This window comes from Pseudomonas asgharzadehiana, from assembly GCF_019139815.1.
GTDB classification, from domain to species: domain Bacteria; phylum Pseudomonadota; class Gammaproteobacteria; order Pseudomonadales; family Pseudomonadaceae; genus Aquipseudomonas; species Aquipseudomonas asgharzadehiana.
In genome coordinates this window covers 989,423-1,003,043 of the sequence record NZ_CP077079.1, presented here as the reverse complement: position 1 = coordinate 1,003,043, position 13,621 = coordinate 989,423, and the positions used below count along the sequence as shown (strand labels likewise).

The following is a 13,621-nucleotide window of genomic DNA, read 5'->3' as shown; positions in this document are numbered from 1 at the left end:
CGTGAGCGTAGACAAACTGACTCTGCCCTCCCCGGCCAAACTGAACCTGATGCTGCACATTCTGGGGCGCCGCGAAGACGGCTACCACGAGTTGCAGACGCTGTTTCAATTTCTCGACTATGGCGATGAGCTGACCTTCGCCGTACGCGACGATGGCATGATCCAACTGCACACCGAATTCGACGGCGTGCCCCACGACAGCAATCTGATTGTGCGGGCGGCAAAAAAACTTCAGGAACAATCCGGCTGTTCGCAGGGCATCGACATCTGGATCGATAAAATCCTGCCGATGGGTGGCGGGATCGGCGGGGGCAGCTCAAATGCCGCGACCACCCTGCTGGGTCTCAACCACTTGTGGCAACTGGGCTGGGGCCAAGATCGCCTGGCCGCGCTGGGCCTCACGCTGGGCGCCGATGTCCCGGTTTTCGTGCATGGGCATGCGGCTTTTGCCGAGGGCGTAGGGGAGAAACTTACCCCGCAATTCCCCGAAGAGCCGTGGTATGTCGTGCTTGTCCCGCAAGTATCTGTAAGTACAGCAGAAATTTTTTCAGATCCGTTGTTGACACGTAACTCTTCTCCCATTAAAGTGCGCCCCGTTCCCAAGGGAAACAGTCGAAATGACTGCTTACCGGTTGTAGCAAGGCGTTATCCAGAGGTACGTAACGCTTTGAATTTGTTAGGTAAATTTACCGAAGCAAAATTAACCGGAACTGGAAGTTGTGTGTTTGGGGGCTTCCCAAGCAAAGCTGAAGCTGATAAAGTCTCGGCCCTTCTTACAGAGACCCTTACAGGGTTTGTAGCAAAGGGAAGCAACGTTTCGATGTTGCATCGCAAGCTGCAAAGTCTGCTCTAAAAGGAATCGAGTACTGGGTACTCGTTGCAACAGATACAGGGGCGTCGCCAAGCGGTAAGGCAGCAGGTTTTGATCCTGCCATGCGTTGGTTCGAATCCAGCCGCCCCTGCCATTTTCTAATACTCATCCAGGTTACCCTCAGCCTCTAGGTACTGCGCGTGTCCAAGATGATGGTCTTTACGGGGAACGCCAACCCCGATCTGGCTCGACGTGTCGTACGTCAGCTGCATATCCCTCTCGGTGACATCTCTGTCGGTAAGTTCTCCGACGGCGAAATTACAGCCGAGATCAATGAAAACGTTCGCGGTAAAGACGTATTCATTATTCAGCCGACCTGCGCTCCGACCAACGATAACCTGATGGAACTCGTCGTGATGGCTGATGCCTTCCGCCGCTCCTCAGCGACTCGAATCACAGCTGTAATCCCTTACTTTGGTTATGCCCGTCAGGATCGCCGTCCGCGTTCCGCACGTGTGGCTATCAGCGCGAAAGTCGTTGCTGACATGCTCACCGTGGTAGGCATCGACCGTGTTCTCACGGTTGACCTGCACGCTGACCAAATCCAGGGGTTCTTCGATATTCCGGTAGATAACATCTACGGCTCCCCCGTATTGGTGGATGACATCGAAGATCAGCGCTTTGAAAACCTGATGATCGTGTCCCCGGACATTGGTGGCGTCGTGCGTGCACGGGCCGTTGCCAAATCCCTGGGTGTGGATCTCGGGATCATCGACAAACGCCGCGAGAAAGCCAATCACTCTGAAGTGATGCATATCATCGGTGATGTCGAAGGGCGTACCTGTATTCTGGTTGATGACATGGTCGACACCGCCGGCACCCTGTGCCACGCGGCTAAAGCCTTGAAAGAGCACGGTGCGGCTAAAGTCTTCGCCTACTGCACACACCCTGTGCTGTCGGGCCGAGCGATCGAGAACATCGAGAATTCCGTGCTGGACGAACTGGTGGTGACCAACACCATCCCGTTGTCCGCCGCTGCTCAAGCCTGTGCGCGTATCCGTCAACTGGATATCGCACCGGTCGTTGCCGAAGCGGTTCGCCGTATCAGCAATGAAGAATCGATCAGCGCGATGTTCCGTTAAGGGTCAAACCTTAGCGACATCAACCTGACGAAAAGCGCCCCGCCCCAGCATTCTGTTGGGGCGGGGCTTTTTTGCCCATATCGCCTTTAGCGCTGGTCGCAAACGCTGGGGCGAATGTGGTTAATTTGGAGATACAACATGAACAACTTTACTTTGAATGCTGAACTGCGTTCCGACCTGGGGAAAGGTGCGAGCCGCCGCCTGCGTCGTCTCGCAAGCCTGGTTCCAGCTGTAGTTTACGGTGGCGACAAAGCCCCTGAATCCATCAGCATGCTGGCTAAAGAAGTTGCCAAACTGCTCGAAAACGATGCTGCCTACAGCCACGTTATCGAACTGAACGTTGGCGGCAAAAAGCAGAACGTCATCATCAAGGCCCTGCAACGTCACCCGTCCAAGGGTCACGTACTGCACGCCGACTTCGTACGCGTCGTAGCCGGTCAGAAACTGACCGCTATCGTTCCAGTACACTTTGTTGGTGAAGAAGCTCCGGTCAAGAAAGGCGGCGAGATCTCTCACGTCCTGAACGAAATCGAAGTGACTTGCCTGCCGAAAGATCTGCCTGAGTTCATCGAAGTCGACCTGTCGGCTCTGGAAATCGGCGCAATCGTTCACCTGTCCGACCTCAAAGCCCCTAAAGGCGTTGAGTTCGTTGCACTGGCTCACGGTGACGACAAAGCTGTTGCAAACGTACACGCTCCACGCGTTGCACCAGAAGCTGAAGAAGGCGCTGCAGAGTAATTCACTCTGTCTTGCCGGAGCTTGAGGCAACATCGCGGACCGGAACGTAGCGAGAAAGCGGGCGACAACGCGAAGTTTATCTCTGGATAAGTGAGCTCCTGTCATCCACTTTCGCCGCACTCAGGTCGGCGATGTTATCCACAACTCCAAAGGAAGGGCCCCTGTCGTGACTGCCATTAAACTGATCGTTGGCCTGGGAAATCCAGGCGCCGAATACGAACAGACCCGGCATAACGCGGGGGCCCTTTTTGTTGAGCGTATCGCCCATGCCCAGGGTGTAAACCTGGCGGCCGATCGCAAGTATTTTGGCCTGACCGGGCGCTTCTCGCACCAGGGTCAGGATGTTCGTCTGCTGATTCCCACCACCTACATGAACCGCAGCGGCCAGTCTGTCGCGGCGCTTGCGGGCTTCTTCCGGATCAAACCCGAAGAAATCCTGGTGGCCCATGACGAACTGGACCTGCCACCCGGCGTTGCCAAGCTCAAGCTGGGCGGCGGGCACGGTGGGCACAACGGCCTGCGCGACATCATCGCGCAGTTGGGTAATCAGAATAATTTCTACCGCCTGCGGCTCGGCATTGGCCACCCAGGCGTTGCCAGTATGGTTTCAAATTTCGTCCTGGGTCGTGCGCCACGCGCCGAACAGGAAAAACTCGATGCCAGCATCGACTTTGCCCTCGGCGTGCTGCCGGATATCTTCGCCGGGGAATGGAACCGTGCGATGAAAAACCTGCACAGCCAGAAGGCCTGACTCTTACCGAGGGGAAACACCATGGGATTCAATTGCGGCATCGTCGGCCTGCCCAACGTCGGCAAATCCACCTTGTTCAACGCTTTGACCAAGTCCGGTATTGCGGCGGAGAACTTCCCCTTCTGCACCATCGAACCCAACAGCGGTATCGTGCCGATGCCGGACCCGCGTCTTGACGCGCTGGCAGCCATCGTCAACCCCAAGCGCATCCTGCCAACCACCATGGAATTCGTCGACATCGCCGGCCTGGTGGCTGGCGCATCGAAAGGTGAGGGCCTGGGCAACAAGTTCCTGGCCAACATCCGCGAAACCGATGCCATCGCCCACGTGGTCCGCTGCTTCGAAGACGAGAACGTGATTCACGTCTCCAACAGTGTCGACCCGAAACGCGACATCGAGATCATTGACCTGGAACTGATCTTCGCCGACCTCGACAGCTGCGAAAAGCAATTGCAGAAAGTTGCGCGTAACGCCAAGGGCGGTGACAAGGACGCAGTGGTCCAGAAAGGCCTGCTGGAGCAGTTGATCGCTCACTTCACCGAAGGCAAGCCTGCGCGCAGCCTGATGAAGAACATGGGCGTTGATGAGAAGGCCGTGATCAAGGGCTTCCACCTGCTGACCACCAAACCGGTAATGTACATCGCCAACGTGGCTGAAGACGGTTTTGAGAACAACCCGCTGCTGGATGTGGTCAAGGCCATTGCCGACGAAGAAGGCGCCATAGTTGTTCCGGTGTGCAACAAGATCGAAGCGGAAATCGCCGAACTCGACGACGGCGAAGAAAAAGATATGTTCCTTGAGGCCCTGGGCCTGGAAGAGCCTGGTCTGAATCGCGTGATCCGTGCCGGCTACGAAATGCTCAACTTGCAGACCTACTTCACCGCCGGCGTCGAAGAAGTCCGCGCCTGGACCGTCAAAGTCGGCGCCACCGCGCCACAGGCTGCCGGCGTGATCCACACCGACTTCGAAAAAGGCTTTATCCGCGCCGAAGTGATCGCCTACAACGACTTTATTCAGTTCAAGGGTGAAGCCGGTGCCAAGGAAGCCGGTAAATGGCGCCTGGAAGGCAAGGAATACATCGTCAAGGATGGCGACGTGATGCATTTCCGTTTCAACGTGTAAGTAGTATTCGCGGCTTACCCCGCACTTAAAAAGCCGATGCATTGCATCGGCTTTTTTGTGGGCCATTATTTAACACCCGAACTTTGACGCGTTCGTAATTAGCCACAACAAAACATAAACCTATCTAACTTTTCCTACAGCATTCACGTAACTTCCTACTTCAAGCTCCGTGTGAGAAACCTATAATTTTTCGCGCCAGTGAAGGCGTGGCTGATCACGGCCTTCTCAATCGCGAAACATAATGGAGCACCCCTTCGATGTTGAATTCCTGTCATGGGGAAGTTGAAACGGACATGTCGTTCCTGGAAGACCCAGACATTGAAAGTACGCTTCACAGCACCGCGAAACTCAACATCGATATTTTATTGCTGGGAGAAACCGGCACCGGCAAGGACACGCTGGCCCAACGGGTTCATCGTTTATCGGGACGGCGCGGTAACTTCGTTGCCGTGAACTGTGCGGCCATCCCCGAAAGCCTTGCGGAAAGCCAGTTGTTTGGGGTCAACAGCGGCGCCTTTACGGGGGCGGTGCAGTCGCGGGCAGGCGTTGTGGAAGCCGCTCATCTGGGCACGCTTTACCTCGACGAGATCGACAGCATGCCGTTGAACCTGCAAGCCAAACTGCTGCGGGTACTGGAGTCTCGCGGCGTGGAGCGCCTAGGCTCAACCCGTTTCATCCCGGTGGATATGCGCGTCATTGCCTCAGCCCAGCAGTCGCTGCACCAGATGGTCGAATCAGGCACTTTCAGACGTGACCTGTACTTTCGATTGAACATTGTCAGCCTCCAGCTTCCCGCCCTGCGCGACCAACGAGAACGGATCATCCCGTTGTTTCTCAACATGGTCCGGCAGGAGGCCGAACAGTTCCAATGTCCTGCGCCAACCCCGCCCGCCCAGTTGTTGCAACAAATACTCTGCCATTCCTGGCTGGGAAACATTCGTGAGCTACGTTCGGCCGCCAAACGCTTCGTATTGGGCCTGGCACCGCTCGCAACCCCGATGAGCAACCCACAAGGTAACGAAATAGGCCTCAAGACCCGCCTGCAACAAATCGAAAAAGCGCTGATTGAAGAGTCACTGCAGCGCAACGACCACTGTGTCGATAGCGTGGCGACTGAGTTGGGGGTGGTAAAGCGCACACTCTATTACCGGATGAAACAACTCGAAATATAAACACTACCGCACCAACCGAAATGAATTTAAATATTTCACGCGCAATAAAATGGAACGTTTCATTTGTAACCAACCACCCAAAGCCTGAGCAACTTCAACGTCGCTCAACATGCACAGATAGCAGGTTACTTGCTATCACTCTTTATTTAAAACTTGAAAGGTGATCTATGATCTCTGGCATTGGTGGTAGCGCTGGCAACCAAGCACAATTGGACGCAATCAACGCAGACAAAGAACGAAAAGTGGTTGAAGAAGCAAAAAAAACCGCTGAGCAAGAACTGACCACAGCTAAAGCGGGCCGCATTAAATCCCTGCGATTCGCCTAAGTAAGACGAGCCTCCTCAACCCGCAGGTTGAGGAGGTTTTTACGCTCACTGCAGGCACAGCACCTGATTCGTTCGATAGAGGTTCACATGGATATTACCCATGCCGGGTTTCGAAAAAACGCGACCATCGCTGCCCAGGTCGACACGCCAGACGCGAACAGCGCGGTTTCTGACATTAATTTTTTCAACGCCCAACTCAACACCACCGAACAGTCCGGTAACGGCATTGCGCCCGCCCTGGCCTCTGCCGCATCGCCCTGGGACTCCACTGAGTCGCAAACACTGTCCAGACGCGTATCCAAAGGGTTTCGGGATGCAAGCCAGAACAAGAAGACCAAAGATGCGAACGAGTTTCCCCAATCGCTCGCCGAGGCGCATATAGACGTGATGTCACGCGTCAAGGTCATTGGCGCAATCGCAAAAGGCGTCGATAAAATTTCAAACCTGGGGTAGATGCATGTATCGCCGCCTGATCGCCCTCGTGTTTCTGTCATCGGCGCTGATGCTGACTGGCTGTGGTGAAAGCGTAGAGCTTCATCGCAACATCTCTGAGCAGGAAGCTAACGAAGTCATCGCAGAACTGGCCGATAAACAGATCCGCGCCCAGAAAATCCCAGGCAAAGACGGCGTCGCCGTTCGCGTCAATGCCAGTGACATAAGTCGAGCGGTGCGTACCCTGGACGCTGCGGGGCTGCCCAGGCTGGCCCGTTCGACACTGGGGGACGTATTTCGCAAGGAAGGCGTCATCTCCACGCCTCTGGAAGAGCGTGCACGCTACATCTACGCGCTGTCCCAGGAACTGGAGTCGACCCTATCGAACATAGACGGTGTGATCGTCGCCCGGGTTCACGTGGTGCTCCCTGAACGAGTCGCGCCAGGCGAGCCGGTACAGCCGGCCTCCGCCTCGGTATTCATCAAGCATGACCCGCGATTGGACCCGGACAAAATAAACCCGCGTGTGCGCAGGATGGTGGCCAGCAGCATCCCCGGGATGGCCTCGGCCCTAGACAACACCGTAAAACTGACCGTGATTTTCGTACCGGCCATCGCCTACAAAGAAGAGCAACAGCTGGTGTATTTCGGCCCGTTCCTGGTGCCGGAGCATGACCTGGGGTTTTGGCGCGCCAGCGTTTTATTACCTCTGGTCGCCCTCATCCTGGCTGGCGTTGGCTGGCGGTTATGGCGCCGCGGCAAACAGCCCAACCCTGTAGAGCCTGCATTGGCACAGGCTCATGAGTGAAGACCTGAGTTGGGCAACATGGTGGGCCTTGCCGTGGAAACATGCCCACATCGATTGGCTCACCCAAACGGGCTTTGTCGACGCCGCAGCGCTTTCACGCAGCCATCACCGCCGTGTGAGCAGCCTGTTCGGCATCGAGCCCGAGCTGCCCCCGGCCGCGTCTTCGGCATTGTTACACCTGGTGCTGAGCAGCGCGCAGCAACGGGACCTCGTGCTCATCCTCGTCAATGAGGTGTACAACGCGCCCCATGACAAGCGCTTGAATCAGGAACAACTGCTTTGGTGCCAGCGCTTGGCCAAGGCACTGCCGCCTGGCCCGGCCTCGTCGAGCATCGATGATCCCTTGCAATATCTGCGCGCGTGGGTCGCCCCTGCTATCTGGCAGCGGCTGCGCTTGTGCTTTGCGCGCCCAAGGGTGCTCGAGCTGGAACGACATCCCAAACCGGCGGACACCCATGGCCGGCTGGATACCCTGTGGCAAGCCACTGTCTGGCGCGCAACCTCTCCCACCGTCGATAACACCCTGCGTGCCTCCCAAGAGAATTCCCAGCATGTTTTGCGCCCACAAGATTGAGCTGAAGACCCAGCCTCACGATCTGCCAACGGCGCTGATCCCCAGGCAAATGCTTGCCGAACACTCCCAGGCGCAGCAATTGCTTGATCACGCCCAAACCCAAGCGCAGGCGCTCATACGCCAAGCCGAGGACCAATGCGAGCAGATGCTCGAACGCGCCAGCGATGAGTTCTGGCAGCGTGCCAATGCCCAGCTGCATCGTTGGGAGTCTGAGCGCCAGATGATGGTCGACCATCTGGAACACGCCGCGACCTCGGTCATTAATACCGCCATTCGAAGCCTCCTGGAGGAGGCCGTACCCGCTCAACGCCTCAGCGCATTGCTCAATAAGCTGCTGGCGGCGCAACTGCCTGCGGTCGAGGCAAACCTGATGTGCAACCCACTGGACCGCGAGCACGTCGAGCTATGGCTCAACCTGCACTGCAACGTGCCCTGGACACTTCAAGTGGAAGATGGACTCGCCGCCCAGTCGCTGCTGCTTGAGACACAAGAGGGTGGGTTTCACATCAACTGGGCCCATGCCCTCGATAACCTGGTGGTAATCCCCCCCAAGGCCCAGACCAAGTAACAACTTTTATCGCTGGAGCCTTTCTTCTTTTATGAAGTATGTCGGTCAATGGAACTGGCCATCACTCAGGCACCACACAGGAGCAGACCCCCACCGGAGCTCAAGCGATGAATACCGACTCACGCGTATCCAACAGTCTCTACAGAGAGCAAGTCCGTTCCGAAAAGCGCCTCGACCAGATCGGTAGCGAGGTTATTACCAGCGAAGACACTGAAGAATTCGCACGGCTCTTCGAACAGCTCAATGAGCAAAAGTCCGCCCTTGTGAACAACCTGGCGGTGAACTCGACCTATCTCAGCTACAAGCACGAAACGCTTAAATCCGCCATCAATGTCGTCTAGTGACTGGCAGCCAATCCCGGCTGACGTTGGGAGTGGCCCACGAGTACACACTCCGCCGCGGCCCTGGTCTCACCTCGATCAGCCCAGCCTGACGAGTTCCCCGCCAAAGCACTTTCCAACCACCGTGATACCTGGCGCAGCGTCACTGCGCGCCGGAACAAGGCCGGGCGGGAATCTGCGCCCACCTCATTTCGTAAGCTACGGCACTGAAACAGAGAACCTGTCATGTATAGCAAACTCAACAAGCCCACCGGCCTGCGTTTAAACCCGCGCCCTGCGCCAATAAAAAGCCCTCACTGGCGCTGCCTGCTCGCCCTGCCCTTTTTGCTGGCGCCGCTGCACAGCGCGCTTGCCGCTATTCCCACCGAATGGAAAAACACCGCCTATGCGTATGAAGCCGAGCATAAGCCCCTACAAGAAGTGCTGGAGGACTTCGCTCAGACCTTTGGTATACAGGTGCAAATAGACGGCCTGCTGGAGGGGAGCGTGAATGGCAAGATACGCGCCAATACCCCGCAGTCGATGCTCGACAGGCTGGCGGTAGAGCACCGTTTCCAGTGGTTCCTGTACAACAAAACGCTCTATATCAGCACCCTGGACCTGCAGGAGTCCGCGCGTCTGGAGGTGTCTGCCGAGACCGTTGCCGACCTCAAGAGGGCGCTGACCGACATCGGTCTGCTCGATAGCCGTTTCGGCTGGGGTGAATTGCCGGATGAAGGGGTCGTGCTGGTCTCTGGCCCCAAGCGTTACATCGAGCAGATCAAGCAATTCAGCAGCCAGCGTAAATCTCCCGACGAAAAACAGAGCGTACTCAGCTACCCGCTGAAATTTGCCAACGCGGGAGACCGACAGATAGACTATCGCGGCGAAAAACTAACCCTCCCTGGCGTCGCCAGCATGTTGCGTGGGTTATTGGAGCCTCGGGCAACGTCCTCGCTCTCCAGCCTTAACCCCCGCCCCTCCGCATCACAGCCCTCGCCCATCACGCCGAACTTCCCCCGGCTGAGCAACCCGATGCTGGGGCAAATGCTCGGCCAGACGACGAACGCTGGGGAGTTGGGCACGGGAGCGACGCTCACCCCCAGGGCCCCGGTTCCCACAAGCAAAATCCGCGTCGAGGCCGATATACGCAACAACGCCGTGCTGATCTATGACCTCCCGGAGCGACAGGCGATGTACCGCGAGCTGATTGCCCAGCTCGACGTGGCGCGCAAAATGGTGGAAATCGACGCGATCATCCTCGACATAGAACGCGAACAATTGCGCGAATTCGGGATCAATTGGGGCAACCGTCATTTCAGCAGCGACATGAGGCTGGCACCGGGTAGCTCATCGCAGCTGTCGATCGAAAACCGTGACCGTTTCTTTGCCAAAATACGTGCACTGGAGCAACGCGGACTGGCGACCATGGTCTCCAACCCCTCCGTGCTCACCCTGGAAAACCAGCCGTCGGTGATTGACTTCAACCGCACCCAATACCTCACGGCGGGTACAGAAGTCGCCACCGTGCTGCCGATTACAGTGGGTACCAGCCTGCAAGTCGTGCCCAGGGTGATTACCACACGCGGCACTCATCAGGTTCACCTGCTGGTGGATATCGAAGACGGCAACTTCGACGAATCCAACCCCAACCGCCTGGGCCCCGATGTACGCCGGGGCAATGTCAGCACCCAGGCGGTCATGGCGGAAAAGCGCTCACTGGTAGTGGGTGGGTTTCATGTCACCGAAAGCGTCGACAAGCGCAACAAGGTTCCCCTTCTGGGGGATATACCCTTGCTGGGCAAGGCGTTGTTCTCTTCCAGCGAGCGCCAGAACAATCGTCGCGAACGCCTGTTTATCCTGACTCCACGCGTGGTCGGTGATCAAGCCGACCCTTCACGTTACTTGCCGCAGGACGATCAGGTCGAGCTTCAGGCCGCGCTCAAGCCATTAGCCAGGCGTTATGCCGAACACGAGCCGGTCATCAAACGCAGTGACATCACCAGCACCCTGGCCCATCTGGTTGCGGGGGAAGTGCCCCAGGCATTCAAGGCGGCCCCCATGCCACTGGGGCTGGACACCTTGTGCAGCACTCGCGAGCTGCTGGCCATGAATACCGAACGCAGTCAGTGGTACGCCGGCCCGCAGTTCAACGTAGCCGTGGTCGTGCTGCGCAATCAGTTCAAACGCAATGTGCGCATCGACGAAAAAGAATGCAGCAATTCGCAGACCCTGGCGGTCACCGTATGGCCGCGTGCCTGGCTCAAACCCGGTGAAGAAGCCGAGGTATTCATCGCCATGCGCCCGGTAGTCAAAGATGAGTACCTCAGCGTGCCCCGCCCCTCCTTGATCACTCCCGTTCAGAAGGCCACCCCATGAAACACCGCTCGTTGTGCCTCATCTTGATCAGCACAGTGCTGCTTATCAGCGGCTGCAGCCCCACTTGCAGAGGCGACTCCTGCTCCCGCCCACAAGCGACCAAAGACACCATCGTGATCTGGTGGCCACCGCAGATGCGCAGCGAGCCCGGCCCGTCCGGCGAGCGCGCGGACTACCAGACGATCTCGCTGGAACGATGAGTTTTCAGTCGCGCTGCAACCGTTAACGCCCGAGGTTATCGGGTGAGCGGCGCTGCCGCTCACCTGCCCTCGGCCTGGGGCATCCGGCCTGGCACAACGCGGATGCGGCGCTGATCAGCGCAACTCCAGCTCCGGCAACTCCAGGGTTTCGCGCTTGGCCTCATCATCGAGCTCGCGCAACGTACGATAGATCAACGCTACAGCCTGCAAGGTTTCGCGGGGGATGCTCGCACCCAGCTTGTGCGTGTAGAGGGTGCGGGCCAACCACACACACTGAATCACCGGCACCTCGGCCGCCTTGGCCTGCCGGATCAATTCGCGGGCCTCGTCGTCCGTGCCTTTGTTCACCAGCACGGGCAAAGGCGTGTTGCCGGGCCGGTAGTACAGGGCCACGGCAAAGTGCGTCGGGTTGACGACCAACATGTCGGCCTCCTCCAATTTGGGCAGCTTGACCTTGGGTTCTTCCTGAGCCAATTGATAGGCCAACGAGCGGCGCTGGCCCTTCACATGCGGGTCGCCTTCCATGTCCTTGTACTCTTTGACGACCTCGACCTGGGTCATGCGCATGCTCTTGGCGAAAAAATGTTTTTGCATCGCCAGGTCAATCAGCGCCAGCACCAGCAGCAACCCCAGGCAGACATGCAGCAAATGGCGGAACAGCGTGATCAGCGCCACGATATAAGTGTGCAGGTCACTGTTGGCCAGGTTGATCAGCGTGCCCAATGACGGCCAGATCACCCCATACAACACCACCCCCAGGAGCACTGCCTTGGCAAGGCTCATCAGCAGGTCCATGACCGCTTTGGCCGAGAACATCTGCTTGAGTTGCTTGAGCGGGTTGATCCGGTTGAAATCGAGCTTCAACGTCTCTGGAGCAAACAGAAATCCGAACTGCATCCAGCCGCTGATCAGCTTCATGAGTATCGCCGTGCCGGCCATTAACAGCGCGAACGAGAAAAACACCTTCAGCCCTTCAAACAGCACTTCTTCCAATGCCCGTGCAAAGGGCTGGGCCATGCTCGACATGGGCAGTGCCATCAGTTGCTGAAAGCGTTGCATGCTGGTTTGGGCGGTGAACAACGCAAGCTCGCTGATGGCCGTGAGCACCAGCAACTTGCCGACGTCCTTGCTTTGGGAAACCTGACCTTTCTTGCGTTGATCGCGCAGCTTTTTGGCGGACGCCGGGTGCTTTTTTTCCCCCGAATCACTCATGGCGTCGAGGCCTGAAACATCAGCCCGAGTGAGTGCTTGAGGTCGCCTAGCAGGCTCAGGCGCCCGACGATCAAGTCCTGCAGCAACGCAAAGTACAGCAACAGAACGGCGATGCCCGCGAGGCTCTTGACCGGCGGCGCCAGGGTGCTCACCTGCAATTGCTGACTGTAAACCCCCAACAGTGCGATGCCGAACTCCAGGAGCAGCAGCACCGCAACAAAGGGCGCCACGTAGAGCATCATGTGGTTAAAGGTATCGCTGAGCAGGCCCAGGAAAATGCCGAACCCATTGACGGCCGGCAGCGGCACCCAGGCCGTGGCCGGCCACAGTTGGTAACTGTCCCAGATCACTTGTGTGAGGACGCTCAGCCCCAGCACGGCGATCAGCAGGTAAATCACCAACTGCTTGAACAGATGCCCCACGGGCGTCGCGTCCGGCCCCAGTGAAGGGTTGAGTTGGCCACCCGCCAAGGCGCCACGCTGGTTGTCCAACAGTGCGCCGACTGACTCGAACATCCAGAAGGGCATCGCCAACAGCACCCCCAGCAAAATACCCAGGGCCGCCTCCTTGAGTATCAGCCCGAGGATCATCAGCGCAGAGTAGTCCTGGCCCGCCAATACCGCGTGAATACCTGGCGCCGGAATGAACGCCAGGACCATCACGATGGCGTGCCGAGACAAACCGCGAACATGCTGAAAACAGAACGCCGGCACCAGAATGGCACACGGATAGATACGCGCCATGGCGATCAGCAGGCTGGGCAAAAGTTCGAGATAAAGCAGCACGGGCATGCCCTCAGTTGAGTGCCGAGCGGGCGATCATGTCGAACATCAGGTTGATCAGTTGAATCAACTCCACGCCGATCCAGCGCCCCGTCAATATCAGTGTGACGCCCACGGCAACCAGCTTGATGCCAAAGGGCAGGGTCTGGTCCTGTATCTGCATCAGGGCTTGGACCAGCGACGTCAGCACACCGACAATCACCGCCACGATCAGTGGCGGTGCCGACAGCACCACCACCAACAGCATGCCTTGCTTGAACAGCACGATCGGTTCCATGGGGCAC

At 57.6% G+C, this 13,621-nt stretch carries 17 protein-coding genes and 1 tRNA gene; 15 read left to right on the top strand and 3 right to left on the bottom strand.

Annotated features, from left to right (window positions below; translation table 11 throughout):
- Position 1: 1 nt before the first annotated feature.
- The 15 genes from ispE (at position 2) to hrpT (ending at position 11,343) form a co-directional block, all read left to right on the top strand.
- Entirely contained in the window at positions 2-853 is an 852-nt protein-coding gene (gene ispE, locus KSS96_RS04470) for a 4-(cytidine 5'-diphospho)-2-C-methyl-D-erythritol kinase (protein WP_065877338.1), read from the top strand.
- 37 nt (positions 854-890) lie between these two features.
- A tRNA-Gln gene (locus tag KSS96_RS04465) sits at positions 891-965 on the top strand.
- A gap of 46 nt (positions 966-1,011) precedes the next feature.
- Positions 1,012-1,953 (top strand): ribose-phosphate pyrophosphokinase, encoded by a 942-nt coding sequence (locus tag KSS96_RS04460; RefSeq protein WP_003171603.1) that lies wholly within the window; start codon positions 1,012-1,014, stop codon positions 1,951-1,953.
- A 138-nt stretch (positions 1,954-2,091) separates the two neighbouring features.
- Complete coding sequence (locus KSS96_RS04455; protein ID WP_003171597.1) at positions 2,092-2,691, top strand: 50S ribosomal protein L25/general stress protein Ctc; 600 nt, start codon at positions 2,092-2,094, stop codon at positions 2,689-2,691.
- A gap of 166 nt (positions 2,692-2,857) precedes the next feature.
- The gene (gene pth / locus KSS96_RS04450) at positions 2,858-3,442 is read left to right on the top strand and encodes an aminoacyl-tRNA hydrolase (RefSeq protein ID WP_017529915.1); all 585 of its coding nucleotides are present in this window, start codon (positions 2,858-2,860) and stop codon (positions 3,440-3,442) included.
- 21 nt (positions 3,443-3,463) lie between these two features.
- Entirely contained in the window at positions 3,464-4,564 is a 1,101-nt protein-coding gene (ychF, locus tag KSS96_RS04445) for a redox-regulated ATPase YchF (RefSeq protein WP_017529916.1), read from the top strand.
- 257 nt (positions 4,565-4,821) lie between these two features.
- Positions 4,822-5,736 (top strand): sigma-54-dependent Fis family transcriptional regulator, encoded by a 915-nt coding sequence (locus KSS96_RS04440; protein ID WP_017529917.1) that lies wholly within the window; start codon positions 4,822-4,824, stop codon positions 5,734-5,736.
- A 167-nt stretch (positions 5,737-5,903) separates the two neighbouring features.
- Positions 5,904-6,062 (top strand): hypothetical protein, encoded by a 159-nt coding sequence (locus KSS96_RS04435; RefSeq protein ID WP_017529918.1) that lies wholly within the window; start codon positions 5,904-5,906, stop codon positions 6,060-6,062.
- Positions 6,063-6,149: 87 nt separating this feature from the next.
- Entirely contained in the window at positions 6,150-6,515 is a 366-nt protein-coding gene (locus KSS96_RS04430) for a hypothetical protein (protein ID WP_017529919.1), read from the top strand.
- Positions 6,516-6,519: 4 nt separating this feature from the next.
- Positions 6,520-7,302, top strand: a complete 783-nt coding sequence (sctJ, locus tag KSS96_RS04425) for a type III secretion system inner membrane ring lipoprotein SctJ (protein WP_017529920.1) — start codon at positions 6,520-6,522, stop codon at positions 7,300-7,302.
- Positions 7,295-7,876, top strand: a complete 582-nt coding sequence (locus KSS96_RS04420) for a hypothetical protein (protein WP_017529921.1) — start codon at positions 7,295-7,297, stop codon at positions 7,874-7,876. The genes sctJ and KSS96_RS04420 overlap by 8 nt, the downstream gene beginning before the upstream one ends.
- The gene (gene sctL, locus KSS96_RS04415) at positions 7,854-8,444 is read left to right on the top strand and encodes a type III secretion system stator protein SctL (RefSeq protein ID WP_068933662.1); all 591 of its coding nucleotides are present in this window, start codon (positions 7,854-7,856) and stop codon (positions 8,442-8,444) included. The genes KSS96_RS04420 and sctL overlap by 23 nt, the downstream gene beginning before the upstream one ends.
- A gap of 107 nt (positions 8,445-8,551) precedes the next feature.
- Positions 8,552-8,785, top strand: coding sequence for a hypothetical protein (locus KSS96_RS04410; protein ID WP_017529923.1), 234 nt, complete (start codon positions 8,552-8,554; stop codon positions 8,783-8,785).
- A 225-nt stretch (positions 8,786-9,010) separates the two neighbouring features.
- Positions 9,011-11,143, top strand: coding sequence for a type III secretion system outer membrane ring subunit SctC (gene sctC, locus KSS96_RS04405; protein ID WP_017529924.1), 2,133 nt, complete (start codon positions 9,011-9,013; stop codon positions 11,141-11,143).
- Complete coding sequence (gene hrpT / locus KSS96_RS27930; protein WP_017529925.1) at positions 11,140-11,343, top strand: HrpT family type III secretion system protein; 204 nt, start codon at positions 11,140-11,142, stop codon at positions 11,341-11,343. Before sctC ends, hrpT begins: the two co-directional genes overlap by 4 nt.
- A 114-nt stretch (positions 11,344-11,457) precedes the next feature.
- On the opposite strand, the gene sctU is transcribed toward hrpT, so the two are convergent.
- The 3 genes from sctU to sctS are packed head-to-tail and all read right to left on the bottom strand — an operon-like array spanning position 11,458 to position 13,614.
- The gene (gene sctU / locus KSS96_RS04400; RefSeq protein ID WP_017529926.1) at positions 11,458-12,555 is read right to left on the bottom strand and encodes a type III secretion system export apparatus subunit SctU; all 1,098 of its coding nucleotides are present in this window, start codon (positions 12,553-12,555) and stop codon (positions 11,458-11,460) included.
- A complete protein-coding gene (sctT, locus tag KSS96_RS04395) occupies positions 12,552-13,340 on the bottom strand; it encodes a type III secretion system export apparatus subunit SctT (RefSeq protein ID WP_217855760.1) in 789 nt (262 codons plus the stop codon). Before sctT ends, sctU begins: the two co-directional genes overlap by 4 nt.
- A 10-nt stretch (positions 13,341-13,350) precedes the next feature.
- On the bottom strand, positions 13,351-13,614 hold the full coding sequence (sctS, locus tag KSS96_RS04390) for a type III secretion system export apparatus subunit SctS (RefSeq protein ID WP_017529928.1): 264 nt from the start codon (positions 13,612-13,614) through the stop codon (positions 13,351-13,353).
- Between the last annotated feature and the right edge of the window lie 7 nt (positions 13,615-13,621).